Annotated in this window: 20 protein-coding genes; 11 read left to right on the top strand and 9 right to left on the bottom strand. The window is 49.3% G+C overall.

The window, feature by feature from the left end:
* Positions 1 to 71 precede the first annotated feature (71 nt).
* Positions 72 to 251, bottom strand: coding sequence for a YoaH family protein (locus tag FQZ95_RS22255; RefSeq protein ID WP_000457334.1), 180 nt, complete (start codon positions 249 to 251; stop codon positions 72 to 74).
* A gap of 73 nt (positions 252 to 324) precedes the next feature.
* Here FQZ95_RS22255 and pabB point away from each other — a divergent pair, with 73 nt between their 5' ends.
* The 4 genes from pabB to FQZ95_RS22235 all read left to right on the top strand — a co-directional run bounded on the left by pabB (position 325) and on the right by FQZ95_RS22235 (position 5,545).
* Positions 325 to 1,686: an aminodeoxychorismate synthase component 1 gene (gene pabB / locus FQZ95_RS22250; protein ID WP_160530685.1), complete on the top strand. Its 1,362-nt coding sequence runs from the start codon at positions 325 to 327 to the stop codon at positions 1,684 to 1,686.
* Positions 1,687 to 1,689: 3 nt separating this feature from the next.
* Positions 1,690 to 2,268 (top strand): CoA pyrophosphatase, encoded by a 579-nt coding sequence (locus FQZ95_RS22245; RefSeq protein ID WP_000456725.1) that lies wholly within the window; start codon positions 1,690 to 1,692, stop codon positions 2,266 to 2,268.
* Positions 2,269 to 2,451: 183 nt separating this feature from the next.
* A complete protein-coding gene (gene sdaA / locus FQZ95_RS22240; protein ID WP_000624298.1) occupies positions 2,452 to 3,816 on the top strand; it encodes an L-serine ammonia-lyase in 1,365 nt (454 codons plus the stop codon).
* Between the two features lie 130 nt (positions 3,817 to 3,946).
* Positions 3,947 to 5,545: an EAL domain-containing protein gene (locus tag FQZ95_RS22235; RefSeq protein ID WP_001353154.1), complete on the top strand. Its 1,599-nt coding sequence runs from the start codon at positions 3,947 to 3,949 to the stop codon at positions 5,543 to 5,545.
* Between the two features lie 3 nt (positions 5,546 to 5,548).
* On the opposite strand, the gene yoaE is transcribed toward FQZ95_RS22235, so the two are convergent.
* Together yoaE and FQZ95_RS26780 are read right to left on the bottom strand one after the other, a co-directional pair.
* Positions 5,549 to 7,105 (bottom strand): CNNM family cation transport protein YoaE, encoded by a 1,557-nt coding sequence (gene yoaE, locus FQZ95_RS22230; RefSeq protein ID WP_000394976.1) that lies wholly within the window; start codon positions 7,103 to 7,105, stop codon positions 5,549 to 5,551.
* Entirely contained in the window at positions 7,093 to 7,251 is a 159-nt protein-coding gene (locus FQZ95_RS26780; protein WP_269218577.1) for a protein YoaL, read from the bottom strand. The genes yoaE and FQZ95_RS26780 overlap by 13 nt, the downstream gene beginning before the upstream one ends.
* A gap of 316 nt (positions 7,252 to 7,567) precedes the next feature.
* Here FQZ95_RS26780 and manX point away from each other — a divergent pair, with 316 nt between their 5' ends.
* The 5 genes from manX (at position 7,568) to mntP (ending at position 11,774) form a co-directional block, all read left to right on the top strand.
* On the top strand, positions 7,568 to 8,539 hold the full coding sequence (gene manX / locus FQZ95_RS22225; RefSeq protein WP_000150550.1) for a PTS mannose transporter subunit IIAB: 972 nt from the start codon (positions 7,568 to 7,570) through the stop codon (positions 8,537 to 8,539).
* A gap of 62 nt (positions 8,540 to 8,601) precedes the next feature.
* The gene (gene manY, locus FQZ95_RS22220) at positions 8,602 to 9,402 is read left to right on the top strand and encodes a PTS mannose transporter subunit IIC (protein WP_000406926.1); all 801 of its coding nucleotides are present in this window, start codon (positions 8,602 to 8,604) and stop codon (positions 9,400 to 9,402) included.
* 12 nt (positions 9,403 to 9,414) lie between these two features.
* Positions 9,415 to 10,266 carry a PTS mannose transporter subunit IID gene (gene manZ, locus FQZ95_RS22215; RefSeq protein ID WP_000228655.1) on the top strand — a complete coding sequence of 284 codons (852 nt, stop codon included), beginning with the start codon at positions 9,415 to 9,417 and terminating at the stop codon, positions 10,264 to 10,266.
* Positions 10,267 to 10,320: 54 nt separating this feature from the next.
* On the top strand, positions 10,321 to 10,779 hold the full coding sequence (locus FQZ95_RS22210; protein WP_000156290.1) for a DUF986 family protein: 459 nt from the start codon (positions 10,321 to 10,323) through the stop codon (positions 10,777 to 10,779).
* 428 nt (positions 10,780 to 11,207) lie between these two features.
* Positions 11,208 to 11,774, top strand: a complete 567-nt coding sequence (gene mntP / locus FQZ95_RS22205; protein WP_001296134.1) for a manganese efflux pump MntP — start codon at positions 11,208 to 11,210, stop codon at positions 11,772 to 11,774.
* Here mntP and rlmA read toward each other — a convergent pair.
* The 5 genes from rlmA to mgrB all read right to left on the bottom strand — a co-directional run bounded on the left by rlmA (position 11,771) and on the right by mgrB (position 14,286).
* Positions 11,771 to 12,580, bottom strand: coding sequence for a 23S rRNA (guanine(745)-N(1))-methyltransferase (gene rlmA / locus FQZ95_RS22200; RefSeq protein ID WP_000010120.1), 810 nt, complete (start codon positions 12,578 to 12,580; stop codon positions 11,771 to 11,773). The two genes, mntP and rlmA, sit on opposite strands and share 4 nt — an antisense overlap.
* 165 nt (positions 12,581 to 12,745) lie before the next feature.
* Positions 12,746 to 12,955, bottom strand: a complete 210-nt coding sequence (gene cspE / locus FQZ95_RS22195; protein ID WP_001062678.1) for a transcription antiterminator/RNA stability regulator CspE — start codon at positions 12,953 to 12,955, stop codon at positions 12,746 to 12,748.
* 12 nt (positions 12,956 to 12,967) lie between these two features.
* Positions 12,968 to 13,111 (bottom strand): DUF2627 domain-containing protein, encoded by a 144-nt coding sequence (locus FQZ95_RS22190; RefSeq protein ID WP_001295496.1) that lies wholly within the window; start codon positions 13,109 to 13,111, stop codon positions 12,968 to 12,970.
* Positions 13,112 to 13,780: 669 nt separating this feature from the next.
* Complete coding sequence (locus FQZ95_RS22185) at positions 13,781 to 14,068, bottom strand: YebO family protein (protein ID WP_001006867.1); 288 nt, start codon at positions 14,066 to 14,068, stop codon at positions 13,781 to 13,783.
* 74 nt (positions 14,069 to 14,142) lie between these two features.
* Positions 14,143 to 14,286, bottom strand: coding sequence for a PhoP/PhoQ regulator MgrB (gene mgrB / locus FQZ95_RS22180; RefSeq protein ID WP_000714550.1), 144 nt, complete (start codon positions 14,284 to 14,286; stop codon positions 14,143 to 14,145).
* A 158-nt stretch (positions 14,287 to 14,444) separates the two neighbouring features.
* Between mgrB and FQZ95_RS22175 the strand changes: the two genes are divergently transcribed.
* The gene (locus tag FQZ95_RS22175) at positions 14,445 to 14,684 is read left to right on the top strand and encodes a YobH family protein (protein WP_001211011.1); all 240 of its coding nucleotides are present in this window, start codon (positions 14,445 to 14,447) and stop codon (positions 14,682 to 14,684) included.
* 143 nt (positions 14,685 to 14,827) lie between these two features.
* Here FQZ95_RS22175 and kdgR read toward each other — a convergent pair whose 3' ends face one another.
* Positions 14,828 to 15,619: a DNA-binding transcriptional regulator KdgR gene (gene kdgR / locus FQZ95_RS22170; RefSeq protein WP_001262182.1), complete on the bottom strand. Its 792-nt coding sequence runs from the start codon at positions 15,617 to 15,619 to the stop codon at positions 14,828 to 14,830.
* 176 nt (positions 15,620 to 15,795) lie between these two features.
* On the opposite strand from kdgR, the gene FQZ95_RS22165 reads away from it, so the two are divergent.
* A complete protein-coding gene (locus FQZ95_RS22165; protein ID WP_001354729.1) occupies positions 15,796 to 17,169 on the top strand; it encodes an MFS transporter in 1,374 nt (457 codons plus the stop codon).
* Positions 17,170 to 17,171 lie beyond the last annotated feature (2 nt).

Below are 17,171 nucleotides of genomic sequence, written 5' to 3'. Positions count from 1 at the left end.
TAAAAAGCGTCCTTTTTCTCACAATCAAATAATCATCGGCTTCTATAACGAAATCAATACGGATTAGAGTCTTACTCGTCTTCATCCTCAAATCGCGCCACAATCCGCTCACCGGAATGGTTGGCACGCAGCTCTTCTGCCACCAACGCGATTGCCTGGCCGCTGCTCATCCCTTGTGCCATCAGCTCCTGGATCCGCTCGACGGCTTTTTGCTGCTGTTCATGGGTGAGTGAAGGTAAACCTGCAAACATTGTTAACTCCTGCTAAATTGTTGGCGCTAATTATTTCATGCTACCCGGCACATAGCCAGTAGAGTCAGGACTGATGAAGACGTTATCTCCCGCTGTGATTACTTTACCCTGGCGTCAGGACGCCGCTGAATTTTATTTCTCCCGCTTAAGTCACCTGCCGTGGGCGATGCTTTTACACTCCGGCTATGCCGATCATCCATATAGCCGCTTTGATATTGTGGTCGCCGAGCCGATTTGCACTTTAACCACTTTCGGTAAAGAAACCGTTGTTAGTGAAAGCGAAAAACGCACAACGACCACTGATGACCCGCTACAGGTGCTCCAGCAGGTGCTGGATCGCGCAGACATTCGCCCAGCGCATAACGAAGATTTGCCATTTCAGGGCGGCGCGCTGGGGTTGTTTGGCTACGATCTGGGCCGCCGTTTTGAGTCACTGCCAGAAATTGCGCAGCAAGATATCGTTCTGCCGGATATGGCTGTGGGTATCTACGACTGGGCGCTCATTGTCGACCACCAGCGTCAAACAGTTTCTTTGCTGAGTCATAATGATGTCAATGCCCGTCGGGCCTGGCTGGAAAGCCAGCAATTCTCGCCGCAGGAAGATTTCACGCTCACTTCCGACTGGCAATCCAATATGACCCGCGAGCTGTACGGCGAAAAATTTCGCCAGGTACAGGAATATCTGCACAGCGGTGATTGCTATCAGGTGAATCTCGCCCAGCGTTTCCATGCGACCTATTCTGGCGATGAATGGCAGGCATTCCTTCAGCTTAATCAGGCCAACCGCGCGCCATTTAGCGCTTTTTTACGTCTTGAACAGGGCGCGATTTTAAGCCTTTCGCCAGAGCGGTTTATTCTTTGTGATAATAGTGAAATCCAGACCCGCCCGATTAAAGGCACGCTACCACGCCTGCCCGATCCTCAGGAAGATAGCAAACAAGCAGAAAAACTGGCGAACTCAGCGAAAGATCGTGCCGAAAATCTGATGATTGTCGATTTAATGCGTAATGATATCGGTCGTGTTGCCGTAGCAGGTTCGGTAAAAGTACCAGAGCTGTTCGTGGTGGAATCCTTCCCTGCCGTGCATCATCTGGTCAGCACCATAACGGCGCAACTACCAGAACAGTTACACACCAGCGATCTGCTGCGCGCAGCTTTTCCTGGTGGCTCAATAACTGGAGCACCGAAAGTACGGGCTATGGAAATTATCGACGAACTGGAACCGCAGCGACGCAATGCCTGGTGCGGCAGCATTGGCTATTTGAGCTTTTGCGGCAACATGGATACCAGCATTACTATCCGCACGCTGACTGCCATTAACGGACAAATATACTGCTCTGCGGGCGGTGGAATTGTCGCCGATAGCCAGGAAGAAGCGGAATATCAGGAAACTTTTGATAAAGTTAATAAGATATTACGCCAACTGGAGAAGTAAGACGTGGAATACCGTAGCCTGACGCTTGATGATTTTTTATCGCGTTTTCAACTTTTGCGCCCGCAAATTAACCGGGAAACCCTAAATCATCGTCAGGCTGCCGTGTTAATCCCCATCGTCCGTCGACCGCAACCGGGGTTGTTGCTGACTCAGCGTTCGATTCATCTGCGTAAACACGCCGGACAAGTGGCGTTTCCAGGCGGCGCAGTGGATGATACGGACGCGTCAGTTATCGCCGCTGCGCTGCGCGAAGCTGAAGAAGAGGTTGCTATACCACCTTCCGCCGTCGAAGTTATCGGCGTGCTGCCGCCCGTCGATAGCGTCACTGGCTACCAGGTAACGCCAGTGGTCGGCATTATCCCGCCCGATCTGCCGTATCGCGCCAGTGAAGATGAAGTCTCGGCGGTGTTTGAAATGCCCCTCGCCCAGGCGCTGCATTTAGGCCGTTATCACCCGTTAGATATCTACCGCCGTGGCGATTCACATCGGGTATGGCTGTCCTGGTATGAACAGTATTTTGTATGGGGAATGACCGCAGGCATAATTCGTGAGCTGGCGCTGCAAATTGGTGTGAAACCCTGACTATACTTATCTTTACATCTACAAAACACTACTTGAGACAATCATCGCAATATTAGTTAAATCGCGGTTTTTGATTAGTTTAATTCATGTGAATAGTTAAGCCAGTCGCCGCGTTCCCTCTTACACTATGCGCTGTTATTCGTTCGTTACTGGAAGTCCAGTCACCTTGTCAGGAGTATTATCGTGATTAGTCTATTCGACATGTTTAAGGTGGGGATTGGTCCCTCATCTTCCCATACCGTAGGGCCTATGAAGGCGGGTAAACAGTTCGTCGATGATCTGGTCGAAAAAGGCTTACTGGATAGCGTTACTCGCGTTGCCGTGGACGTTTATGGTTCACTGTCGCTGACGGGTAAAGGCCACCACACCGATATCGCCATTATTATGGGTCTTGCAGGTAACGAACCTGCCACCGTGGATATCGACAGTATTCCCGGTTTTATTCGCGACGTAGAAGAGCGCGAACGTCTGCTGCTGGCACAGGGACGGCATGAAGTGGATTTCCCGCGCGACAACGGGATGCGTTTTCATAACGGCAACCTGCCGCTGCATGAAAACGGTATGCAAATCCACGCCTATAACGGCGATGAAGTCGTCTACAGCAAAACTTATTATTCCATCGGCGGCGGTTTTATCGTCGATGAAGAACACTTTGGTCAGGATGCCGCCAACGAAGTGAGCGTGCCGTATCCGTTCAAATCTGCCACCGAACTGCTCGCGTACTGTAATGAAACCGGCTATTCGCTGTCTGGTCTCGCTATGCAGAACGAACTGGCGCTGCACAGCAAGAAAGAGATCGACGAGTATTTCGCGCATGTCTGGCAAACCATGCAGGCATGTATCGATCGCGGGATGAACACCGAAGGCGTACTGCCAGGCCCGCTGCGCGTGCCGCGTCGTGCGTCGGCCCTGCGCCGGATGCTGGTTTCCAGCGATAAACTGTCTAACGATCCGATGAATGTCATTGACTGGGTAAACATGTTTGCGCTGGCAGTTAACGAAGAAAACGCCGCCGGTGGTCGTGTGGTAACTGCGCCAACCAACGGTGCTTGTGGCATTGTTCCGGCAGTGCTGGCTTATTATGACCACTTTATTGAATCGGTTAGCCCGGACATCTATACCCGTTACTTTATGGCTGCGGGCGCGATTGGTGCACTGTATAAAATGAACGCCTCTATTTCCGGTGCGGAAGTCGGTTGCCAGGGCGAAGTGGGTGTTGCCTGTTCAATGGCTGCTGCGGGCCTTGCCGAGCTGTTGGGCGGTAGCCCGGAACAGGTTTGTGTGGCAGCGGAAATTGGCATGGAGCACAACCTCGGTCTGACCTGTGACCCTGTTGCAGGGCAAGTTCAGGTGCCGTGCATTGAACGTAACGCCATTGCGTCAGTCAAGGCGATTAACGCCGCGCGGATGGCCCTGCGTCGCACCAGTGCGCCGCGCGTCTCGCTGGATAAAGTCATCGAAACGATGTACGAAACCGGTAAAGACATGAACGCCAAGTACCGCGAAACGTCTCGTGGTGGTCTGGCAATTAAAGTCCAGTGTGACTAATACTTTATCCTCGCCCATCTGCAACGGATGGGCGAATTTATCCCTGCTTTCTCGTCTGCTGTAATTTTCCCCACTACACTTCCACTGTTGCGTCAGGCGTTTGTCGCCATACGCTTACAGGGTGGCCCGCATGCAAAAAGCACAACGGATCATTAAAACCTATCGCCGTAATCGAATGATTGTTTGTACGATTTGCGCACTCGTTACGCTCGCTTCGACCCTGAGCGTGCGATTTATTTCACAGCGTAACTTAAATCAACAACGGGTAGTACAATTCGCCAATCACGCTGTAGAGGAATTAGATAAAGTACTGCTTCCCCTACAGGCAGGTAGCGAAGTATTACTTCCGCTAATTGGTCTGCCCTGCTCTGTCGCCCATTTGCCATTACGTAAACAGGCGGCAAAACTCCAAACTGTGCGATCCATTGGCCTGGTGCAAGACGGCACACTTTATTGCTCCAGCATTTTTGGTTATCGCAATGTGCCCGTCGTGGACATTCTGGCTGAACTTCCTGCACCGCAACCACTTTTACGACTGACGACCGACCATGCCCTGATTAAAGGCAGTCCGGTTTTGATTCAATGGACGCCTGCAGCGGGCAGTAGCAATGCTGGGGTCATGGAGATGATCAACATCGACTTACTGGCGGCAATGCTGCTTGAGCCACAACTGCCGCAAATCAGTAGCGCCAGCCTGACGGTGGACGATCGGCATTTGCTCTATGGTAATGGGCTGGTAGATTCCCTTCCGCAACCTGAAGACAATGAAAACTATCATGTTTCTTCGCAACGCTTTCCTTTTACCATTAACGTTAATGGTCCGGGGGCTACGGCGCTGGCATGGCACTATCTTCCAACACAATTACCGCTGGCGGTGCTGCTAAGTTTACTTGTGGGCTATATCGCCTGGCTGGCGACCGCTTACCGGATGAGTTTTTCCCGTGAAATCAATCTGGGCCTGGCGCAACATGAGTTCGAATTGTTCTGCCAGCCTTTGCTTAATGCGCGCAGCCAGCAATGTATTGGTGTAGAGATTTTGCTGCGCTGGAACAATCCACGTCAGGGCTGGATTTCACCGGATGTGTTTATTCCTATCGCGGAAGAACATCATTTAATTGTGCCACTGACCCGCTATGTGATGGCAGAAACCATCCGTCAGCGGCATGTTTTCCCAATGAGTAGTCAGTTTCATGTTGGCATTAACGTCGCACCCAGCCATTTTCGCCGTGGTGTACTGATAAAAGATCTCAATCAGTACTGGTTTAGCGCTCACCCGATTCAGCAACTGATCCTCGAAATCACCGAACGCGATGCCTTACTGGATGTTGATTATCGGATTGCCCGCGAGCTGCATCGTAAAAACGTCAAACTGGCGATTGATGACTTCGGCACCGGCAACAGTTCATTTTCCTGGCTTGAAACATTACGTCCTGACGTGCTGAAAATTGATAAGTCATTTACCGCAGCTATAGGTTCTGACGCGGTTAACTCGACGGTGACCGATATCATCATCGCACTGGGGCAAAGACTGAATATTGAACTGGTGGCGGAGGGTGTGGAAACACAAGAACAGGCGAAGTATTTGCGCCGTCATGGCGTGCATATTTTGCAAGGGTATTTGTACGCACAGCCGATGCCGCTACGCGATTTTCCCAAATGGCTGGCGGGCAGCCAACCGCCGCCCGCCCGGCATAATGGACATATCACGCCCGTTATGCCGTTACGTTAACGCTTACTCATCTTCATCGTGCGCCGGTTGCTCTTTAACAATGCGAACCAGATCAACACGATAATCATTGGCTTCAATGATGGTGATATGCAGTGGCCCTACATCAATCACATCGCCCACACGGGGAATGTGACCATTTGCCGAGATCACGAGGCCCGCGACCGTCGCGATATCATCGTCATCGGCAAGGTGCTCAACATCAAGCGCCTGCTGCAAGGCATGCAAATCTGTACCGCCTTTTACCAGCCAGCCGTCACCATCGGTAATGATTTCCGGCGTTTCGTCAGCGTCCGGGAATTCACCCGCAATGGCTTCCAGCACATCCAGCGGCGTGACCAGGCCTTGTACCACACCAAACTCGTTGGTCACGATAACAAAGCTCCCGCGAGCACGACGCAGCACGCCCAGTAGGTTGATCGGGTCAAGGGTTTCAGGGACGATAATCGCCGGAGACGCCGAAGCAATCGCCGCCACATCAACACCTTCTTCGAGCGCCACCAGCAGTTCTTTAGCACGTACGATACCGATGATTTCATCCAGTTCACCGCGACATACCGGGAACAGACTGTGCGGTGAGGAGAGCAGCTGCTCACGGATTTCATCCACCCCGAGATTAGCGTCAACCCAGCTTATTTCACCGCGCGGCGTCATGATCCCGCGCAGAGAACGCGACGCCAGCGTCAATACACCGTTAATCATGTAACGTTCTTCTTCGGCAAACGCACCTTCCGGTACCGGGATAGGCATCGGGTTATCGGCATCGTGCTGAACATTGGCCTGACGTTTCCCCCCCATCAAACGCAGGATGGCATCGGCAGTACGCGCACGCAGCGGCAAAGTCGACTGGTGACGAATAAAGTTGCGACGCGCAATCTGGTTAAACACTTCGATGATGATCGAGAAGCCAATCGCGGCATACAGGTAACCTTTCGGAATGTGGAAACCGAAACCTTCTGCCACCAGACTCAGACCAATCATTAACAGGAAGCTCAGACAGAGCACCACTACCGTTGGATGCTGATTAACAAATCGCGTCAGCGGTTTCGATGCCAGCAGCATAACCGCCATCGCAATCACCACCGCAGCCATCATCACCGGTAGATGGTTAACCATCCCTACAGCAGTAATCACCGCATCCAACGAGAAGACGGCGTCAAGGATGACGATCTGTGTGACGACCACCCAGAAACTGGCGTAGCCTTTACCGTGGCCGGAATCATGATCGCGGTTTTCCAGCCGTTCATGCAGTTCGGTTGTTGCTTTGAACAGCAAGAATATCCCCCCGAACAACATAATCAGGTCGCGTCCGGAGAAGGAGAAATCCATGACGGTAAAGAGCGGTTTGGTCAGCGTGACCATCCATGAAATCAGCGACAGCAGCCCCAGACGCATAATCAGCGCCAGTGATAATCCCAGCAAACGCGCTTTATCGCGTTGTTTTGGCGGCAGTTTGTCAGCAAGAATGGCGATGAAGACCAGGTTATCGATACCCAGCACAATTTCGAGAACAACAAGCGTGAGTAGCCCCGCCCAAATTGAGGGGTCCATTAAGAATTCCATGACAAGCTCCTGCTTAAGGAATAGCTATTCGGCGCCAGAAATAATGCAGGCGTAACGACAAAAGGCAAACGAAAGGTGCGGCATAAAGTGCCAGAAAAGCAGGCGTTAAAAGGCCTGATGCTGAAATGACGTCGGTGACGATCCATACTGCGGGCTACTGCCCTATACTCCATGGTTGTTAAACGGGAGTTAAACATATCAGAGACACATCTGATTTGGCAAAGATTTACCTTCCTTTGCAAACGAATGTGACAAGGATATTTTACCTTTCGAAATTTCTGCTAATCGAAAGTTAAATTACGGATCTTCATCACATAAAATAATTTTTTCGATATCTAAAATAAATCGCGAAACGCAGGGGTTTTTGGTTGTAGCCCTTATCTGAATCGATTCGATTGTGGACGACGATTCAAAAATACATCTGGCACGTTGAGGTGTTAACGATAATAAAGGAGGTAGCAAGTGACCATTGCTATTGTTATAGGCACACATGGTTGGGCTGCAGAGCAGTTGCTTAAAACGGCAGAAATGCTGTTAGGCGAGCAGGAAAACGTCGGCTGGATCGATTTCGTTCCAGGTGAAAATGCCGAAACGCTGATTGAAAAGTACAACGCTCAGTTGGCAAAACTCGACACCACTAAAGGCGTGCTGTTTCTCGTTGATACATGGGGAGGCAGCCCGTTCAATGCTGCCAGCCGCATTGTCGTCGACAAAGAGCATTATGAAGTCATTGCAGGCGTTAACATTCCAATGCTCGTGGAAACGTTAATGGCCCGTGATGATGACCCAAGCTTTGATGAACTGGTGGCGCTGGCAGTAGAAACAGGCCGTGAAGGCGTGAAAGCACTGAAAGCCAAACCGGTTGAAAAAGCCGCGCCAGCACCCGTTGCCGCAGCACCAAAAGCGGCTCCAACTCCGGCAAAACCAATGGGACCAAACGACTACATGGTTATTGGCCTTGCGCGTATCGACGACCGTCTGATTCACGGTCAGGTCGCCACCCGCTGGACTAAAGAAACCAATGTCTCCCGTATTATTGTTGTTAGTGATGAAGTGGCTGCGGATACCGTTCGTAAGACACTGCTCACCCAGGTTGCACCTCCGGGCGTAACAGCACACGTGGTTGATGTCGCCAAAATGATTCGCGTCTACAACAACCCGAAATATGCTGGCGAACGCGTAATGCTGTTATTTACCAACCCTACAGATGTAGAGCGTCTCGTTGAAGGCGGCGTGAAAATCACCTCTGTTAACGTTGGTGGTATGGCATTCCGTCAGGGTAAAACCCAGGTGAATAACGCGGTTTCTGTTGATGAAAAAGATATCGAGGCGTTCAAGAAACTGAATGCGCGCGGTATTGAGCTGGAAGTCCGTAAGGTTTCCACCGATCCGAAACTGAAAATGATGGATCTGATCAGCAAAATCGATAAGTAACGTATTGTGTTGATTATCACTCAGTTTTCACACTTAAGTCTTACGTAAACAGGAGAAGTACAATGGAGATTACCACTCTTCAAATTGTGCTGGTATTTATCGTAGCCTGTATCGCAGGTATGGGATCTATCCTCGATGAATTTCAGTTTCACCGTCCGCTAATCGCGTGTACCCTGGTGGGTATCGTTCTTGGGGATATGAAAACCGGTATTATTATCGGTGGTACGCTGGAAATGATCGCGCTGGGCTGGATGAACATCGGTGCTGCAGTTGCGCCTGACGCCGCTCTGGCTTCCATCATTTCTACTATTCTGGTTATCGCAGGTCATCAGAGCATTGGTGCAGGTATCGCACTGGCAATCCCTCTGGCTGCTGCAGGTCAGGTACTGACCATCATCGTTCGTACTATTACCGTTGCTTTCCAGCACGCTGCGGATAAGGCTGCTGATAACGGCAACCTGACAGCGATTTCCTGGATCCACGTTTCTTCTCTGTTCCTGCAAGCAATGCGTGTGGCTATTCCGGCCGTCATCGTTGCGCTGTCTGTTGGTACCAGCGAAGTCCAGAACATGCTGAATGCGATTCCGGAAGTGGTGACCAATGGTCTGAATATCGCCGGTGGCATGATCGTGGTGGTTGGTTATGCGATGGTTATCAACATGATGCGTGCTGGCTACCTGATGCCGTTCTTCTACCTCGGCTTCGTAACCGCAGCATTCACCAACTTTAACCTGGTTGCTCTGGGTGTGATTGGTACTGTTATGGCAGTGCTCTACATCCAACTTAGCCCGAAATACAACCGCGTAGCCGGTGCGCCTGCTCAGGCCGCTGGTAACAACGATCTCGATAACGAACTGGACTAACAGGTGAGCGAAATGGTTGATACAACTCAAACTACCACCGAGAAAAAACTCACTCAAAGTGATATTCGTGGCGTCTTCCTGCGTTCTAACCTCTTCCAGGGTTCATGGAACTTCGAACGTATGCAGGCACTGGGTTTCTGCTTCTCTATGGTACCGGCAATTCGTCGCCTCTACCCTGAGAACAACGAAGCTCGTAAACAAGCTATTCGCCGTCACCTGGAGTTCTTTAACACCCAGCCGTTCGTGGCTGCGCCGATTCTCGGCGTAACCCTGGCGCTGGAAGAACAGCGTGCTAATGGCGCAGAGATCGATGACGGTGCTATCAACGGTATCAAAGTCGGTTTGATGGGGCCGCTGGCTGGTGTAGGCGACCCGATCTTCTGGGGAACCGTACGTCCGGTATTTGCAGCACTGGGTGCCGGTATCGCAATGAGCGGCAGCCTGTTAGGTCCGCTGCTGTTCTTCATCTTGTTTAACCTGGTGCGTCTGGCAACCCGTTACTACGGCGTAGCGTATGGTTACTCCAAAGGTATCGATATCGTTAAAGATATGGGTGGCGGCTTCCTGCAAAAACTGACGGAAGGGGCGTCTATTCTCGGCCTGTTTGTCATGGGGGCATTGGTTAACAAGTGGACACATGTCAACATCCCGCTGGTTGTCTCTCGCATTACTGACCAGACGGGCAAAGAACACGTTACCACTGTCCAGACTATTCTTGACCAGTTAATGCCGGGCCTGGTACCACTGCTGCTGACCTTTGCTTGTATGTGGCTGCTGCGCAAAAAAGTTAATCCGCTGTGGATCATCGTTGGCTTCTTCGTCATCGGTATCGCTGGTTACGCTTGCGGCCTGCTGGGACTGTAAGATTGTTGTACACTACCGGGGCCTTTTGGCCCCGTTTTTTTATCTGGAGGATTAATGACAATCACGGACCTGGTACTGATTCTTTTCATCGCCGCACTCCTGACCTTCGCGATCTACGATCAGTTCATCATGCCCCGCCGCAACGGCCCCACCCTGCTGGCAATTCCTTTGCTCCGACGTGGCCGCATCGACAGCGTTATCTTCGTAGGACTGATTGTCATTCTTATCTATAACAACGTCACGAATCATGGCGCGCAAATAACGACATGGTTATTAAGTGCACTGGCTCTAATGGGGTTTTATATTTTCTGGATCCGCGTTCCGAAGATCATCTTTAAACAAAAAGGTTTTTTCTTCGCCAATGTCTGGATTGAATATAGTCGAATTAAAGCGATGAACTTGTCTGAAGATGGCGTGTTAGTGATGCAATTAGAACAGCGCCGGCTGTTAATCCGCGTTCGAAATATCGACGACCTGGAGAAAATTTATAAACTTCTTGTTTCCACTCAATAAGTTATGAATTTAGCCAAAGCTATGCTTGCTGTATTTTAAATAATCAGACATAGCTTAGGCTATATTATCCCATCCCTTATTTGTTATTTATTTTAACGTTTCATTGATATATAAATCTAAATGAAAATCGTTATCAATTAACTGCTGAAATAATATATCCCAACAGTTGTTTTATATTCTAAAAATATGTTAATGTTGCGCCCTCATTTGGGGAGTAGCCGATTTCCAGATTCCGGAAATGTACGTGTCAACATACTCGTTGCAAAACGTGGCACGTACGGACTGAACACTTTCAGTCAGGCGAGACCATATGCACATCAATCGCTATGCCTGCATGAACGCGAAAATCATCGCGGTTTGTTGTTCATGTATGCATGTTTGCTGGGGGCGATGATGTGTTTTATGGATACCCCGGTCAGGACGTTGTCATGAATATCACTGCTACTGTTCTTCTTGCGTTTGGTATGTCGATGGATGCATTTGCTGCATCAATCGGTAAAGGTGCCACCCTCCATAAACCGAAATTTTCTGAAGCGTTGCGAACCGGCCTTATTTTTGGTGCCGTCGAAACCCTGACGCCGCTGATCGGCTGGGGAATGGGCATGTTAGCCAGCCGGTTTGTCCTTGAATGGAACCACTGGATTGCGTTTGTGCTGCTGATATTCCTCGGCGGGCGAATGATTATTGAGGGTTTTCGTGGCGCAGATGATGAAGATGAAGAACCGCGCCGTCGACACGGTTTCTGGCTACTGGTAACCACCGCGATTGCCACCAGCCTGGATGCCATGGCTGTGGGTGTTGGTCTCGCCTTCCTGCAGGTCAACATTATCGCGACCGCATTGGCCATTGGTTGTGCAACCTTGATTATGTCGACATTAGGGATGATGGTTGGTCGCTTTATCGGCTCAATTATTGGGAAGAAAGCGGAAATTCTCGGCGGGCTGGTACTGATCGGCATCGGCGTCCAGATCCTCTGGACGCACTTCCACGGTTAATAAGAACGCTGCCAGAGGTGAATATTAAAGTCCGTCTGGCAGTCGAACACTTCTTTTGCTGCCAGTGTTTGCCAGACTTCTGGCTTCGCACGCCAGGCAAACGGCGTCATCTGCAATAATGCGACGGCTTCATCACCGCGAAGACGCATCGGATAACACAACTCAGCACTCTGCTGTAATGTAAAACCTTCCAGTTGTTCTGCATGAGGTGCATGAAGATGTACTTCATTGTAAATCAGCCCCTTCAGCTCCATCAAATGTCGCGGTCCCGGCGTGGCAGTAATGACCCAACCGCCAGGCTTCACTACTCGCGCTAACTCTTCTGCTTTACACGGCGCGTAAATACGTATTATGGCGTCCATACTGGTATCGGAAAACGGCAAACGGTGGCTGGAAGCAACACAAAAAGTGACCTGCGGATAGCGTTTCGCCGCCGCTTTTATCGCAACCTTCGAGACATCCAGGCCAAACGTGGTGATTTCGGGCAACGCATCGGCAAATGCGTGTGTGTAATACCCTTCACCACAGCCAATATCCAGCACTGCCGTGGCCTTTTCATCAAGCCGTTCCCGCAGTTGGGCGACAATTGCATCACGCAGCGGCTGATAATGTCCGGCATCTAAGAATGCGCGGCGTGCTTGCATCATTTCCGCGCTGTCGCCCGGATCACGAGACCGTTTATGCTGAACGGGCAGCAGATTGACATACCCTTCTTTCGCCATATCAAACTGATGTCGCTGGGGACAGATATAGCTGTTTTTTTCACGCGAAAGAGGCTGATGGCAAAGTGGACAGGAAAACGACATGACAACTCCGGCAGGATACTAAAGGCCGCAAGTGTAACGCGAATCACGCGGCGGGCAAATATCCGAATGCCAGGAGCGAAGATAAAGCAAAGTAAAAAGCCTCGCATTCGACGAGGCTTTATAGCGAGATTGAAGTGTCTTCACACTTCAGATCAGTGGATTCGATCAGATAGCTGTTACGTTAACAGCTGCCGGACCTTTCTGACCGTCCTGAATTTCGAACTCAACGTTCTGACCTTCAGCCAGAGTTTTGAAGCCATTACCCTGGATAGCGGAGAAGTGTACGAACACGTCTTTGCTGCCATCAGCCGGAGTAATGAAGCCAAAACCTTTAGACTCGTTGAACCACTTAACCTGACCTTTAATCTTTGCCATTTGAAAAATTCCTTAGATTGTTTTCTTCGCCCGCAGGCATAACATAGATAAAACTGACACATTACTGCATGAGGCACCAATATAAGGCTCGGCAGAGAAGCGGTATTCAACGTCAACGTGTTTACTCAGGACTTCTTTACTGAAAATGCCACACATAAACAGAACTGTACCTCGTTTAACCCGAAATCTGTTATCACATACAACGTTAATTATGGCAAGCCATTTTTAAACATGTCTCGATCAGACGCACAAATCTCGATACGTCTTCCACTTTTTTTGCACACTTATGCAACGGAATACGCGCCGATATATCATTGTGCTTAACCTTGCCAGTTCAGGCAGATACTTAAACTGACGTATTTTCTAACATAGTTCAATAAGTTCAGTTGTTCCAGGCCAATGGGAGAAGTTATTACATAGTGCGTGCAATATCACATTTTCTGCTATGCAATGAATAAAAAGTTATATCACTTTTTCTCATAAAACAGTCAGTTAACGGCTATCAATCACCCAAAAGAGAAGTCAATCGCCAAAGATATTGTAAATTTAAAATAAGAAAAATTGATGAATGCGCAAAAAAATCAAGAGAGAAACGTTTCGCTAATAAATAATAACACGCTTAATCACAAATCCGATGTAAACATCCTAATAAATTAATGGGCTAAATATCTTTTTCTGATATCCCGTTACGCAAATAAATAATATGATAATTATTTGAAGTCAGACCAGAGTTTTAATTTGAAGCAGTTGCACCATGACAGTGCGTATAATCAGGATGAATTGAGTAACCCTTCAACGACGGGGTTACTCAAGATTGAGGAAGGATTACCGTTCGGCGACCAGACGAATAATATCTTCGTCTTCAACCGATTTTTGACTCTCAACGGTCTTTTTATCTTCTTTCTCAGGTTCGTTTGCTTCGCACAAACGACGTAACAGTGCATTTTGACGTTTTTGCTGATCCAGCAACGCCTCAAGCAGTTCAATCTGTTCGTTAGTTCGTGAACTGGCACGATTGATAAAAAACCACAAGATGAGCCCGATAAGAAGAACCACCACCGATACAACCAAAGACGCAATGTTCATCACGCCTGAATTTACAACTTCGTTCATTTCACCACCTCTGAGTAGAGGCGCTATTCTACCACTGCTGGAGAGGAAGAAAATCTAGTGCTGAAAAAATGATATCACCACGGGATAAACTGGTTAATGGCACAAATTCCGCTGAAAAATTGTACATCCTGATCGCACATCATGTTGAATACCTGCGCCCAAAGCAGCAAGCAAGCCAACACCACGACAACCAGAACGACCCATCGAAACTTTTTCACTCCAATCTCCGTTTCACCTACCTTATGTCATTAAACTAGCATGTGTTAGTTAAACAGCGCCTAACTATGTCGATATTCGTGCTTTTTCAGAATGAGTCGCTTGCTTCAGCGCATATTGCCGCTACGATTAAGCGAACATAAAAAGAGAAGAGGTTGTAATGCGATTCATCATTCGCACAGTTATGCTGATAGCACTGGTATGGATAGGATTATTACTCAGCGGATATGGCGTTTTGATTGGAAGCAAAGAGAATGCCGCGGGATTAGGTTTGCAATGTACCTATCTGACCGCCAGAGGCACCAGCACGGTACAATACCTGCACACTAAAAGTGGTTTTCTGGGGATAACAGATTGCCCGTTGTTACGTAAAAGCAATATTGTGGTCGATAATGGTTAAGGGTAATAAATAACCAGATTCTCACTCATAAGTAAAATATTCTTATCGCAAGTGCGTTTAATATAACGCCACCTTCAACTTTATTTTTCTCATGCTAAATAAAGAACCTGTCTGTTTGATATTCAGACAGGTTCTTACTCTCATCAGAACGGATAGTCGTGATAACCCATTTGTGCAGAAATTTTGCGCGCCGCGGTATGCAACATTGCGACATATTCCTGTAAACGCTCTTCAGAGAAACGCAACGTCGGGAAGGAGATGCTCAGACCGGCAATGACCACGCCAAAGCGATCAAATACCGGAACCGCAATGCAACGCAGTCCTTCTTCCTGCTCTTCGTTATCTTCGCCATACCCCTGCTCGCGCACCTGGTCCAGAACGGGTAATAACGCTTCAGTACTGGTGATGGTCCGTTCGGTACTGCGTTTATACTCCACGCCCTCGAGAATTTGCTTCACTTCATCGCGATCGCGCCATGCCAGCAGTACCTTACCAATCGCGGTGCTGTACAGCGGATTACGACGACCAATCCGTGAATACATGCGCAAATTGTACATAGAGTCAATTTTGTGGATGTAAACAATACTGTCTTCGTCCAGTGCGCCGAGGTGGATAGTTTCTTTGGTCAGGCGGGAGATCTCACGCATCTGGATATCTGCGCTACGAATTAAATCGACGTTTTGTAACGCGCGAGCGCCCAGTTCAAACAATTTCAGGGTCAGCGAATATTTCTCCGACTCCCCTTCCTGCGCCACATAACCCAGGGTTTTCATGGTCTGTAAAAAGCGATAAACGGTGCTTTTTGACATCATGACGCGCTGCGACAGCTCGGTTATCCCTATTTCGCGCTCTTCACCCAGCGCCTGCAAAATGCCAAAAACTTTCAGCACGGAAGATACAGAATCAGGCTGTTTATCCAGATCTGCGTTAGCCATTTATCACCTCATTGCGAGTGTTTTATAAAAATCAGAACTGTTTTTTATTATAATTTCGCACCTGGGTGGTCGCAATCCATCTTTTGCCGGTTAGTTACAATTCTGCGACATCCACCGTGAATATCAGTGCTAGAATCTTACCCCTGTTGATTATTCACCAAAGATATAAAATTCCTATGCCAAAAGTTCAGGCCGACGGCCTGCCGTTGCCCCAGCGATACGGTGCGATATTAACCATTGTGATTGGTATTTCGATGGCTGTCCTTGACGGCGCAATCGCCAACGTCGCCCTGCCAACAATCGCCACGGACCTTCATGCCACGCCAGCCAGTTCCATCTGGGTAGTGAACGCCTATCAAATCGCCATTGTCATCTCCCTGCTCTCGTTTTCGTTTCTGGGCGATATGTTTGGCTATCGACGTATTTATAAATGCGGTCTGGTCGTTTTTCTGTTGTCTTCACTGTTCTGCGCCCTTTCTGATTCGCTACAAATGCTCACCCTTGCGCGTGTCATACAAGGTTTCGGCGGTGCAGCGTTGATGAGCGTTAATACCGCACTTATCCGCCTGATCTATCCACAACGTTTTCTGGGTAGAGGGATGGGCATAAACTCGTTTATTGTTGCCGTCTCTTCTGCTGCCGGGCCGACAATTGCTGCAGCAATCCTCTCCATCGCATCCTGGAAATGGTTATTTTTAATCAACGTACCGTTGGGTATTATCGCCCTGCTTCTGGCCATGCGTTTTCTGCCACCCAATGGCTCTCGTGCCAGTAAACCCCGTTTCGACCTGCCCAGCGCCGTGATGAACGCGTTAACCTTCGGCCTGCTTATTACTGCATTGAGTGGTTTCGCTCAGGGGCAATCGCTGACGTTGATTGGCGCGGAACTGGTGGTAATGGTTGTCGTTGGTATTTTCTTTATTCGCCGCCAGCTTTCTCTTCCCGTACCGCTGCTACCGGTGGATTTACTGCGTATCCCGCTGTTTTCGCTTTCTATTTGCACATCTGTTTGCTCTTTCTGCGCACAAATGCTGGCAATGGTTTCCCTGCCCTTTTACCTGCAAACCGTGCTCGGGCGTAGTGAAGTCGAAACAGGTTTACTTCTGACACCGTGGCCGTTAGCAACAATGGTGATGGCTCCGCTGGCAGGCTATTTGATTGAACGCGTACATGCAGGATTGCTGGGTGCTTTAGGGTTGTTCATCATGGCTGCGGGGCTTTTTTCCCTGGTTCTGCTGCCCGCGTCACCTGCGGATATCAATATTATCTGGCCGATGATCTTATGTGGCGCTGGATTTGGCTTATTCCAGTCACCCAATAACCACACCATTATTACCTCCGCTCCGCGCGAACGTAGCGGTGGGGCCAGTGGCATGTTAGGGACGGCTCGTCTATTGGGTCAGAGTAGTGGCGCGGCGCTGGTGGCGCTGATGCTAAATCAGTTTGGTGATAATGGTACACACGTCTCGCTGATGGCTGCGGCTATTCTGGCAGTGATTGCTGCCTGTGTCAGTGGCTTACGTATTACCCAGCCACGATCCAGGGCATAAAA

This window comes from Escherichia sp. HH41S (assembly GCF_009820115.1).
GTDB classification, from domain to species: Bacteria; Pseudomonadota; Gammaproteobacteria; order Enterobacterales; family Enterobacteriaceae; genus Escherichia; species Escherichia coli_F.
This window is presented reverse-complemented; position numbering and strand designations above follow the sequence as displayed.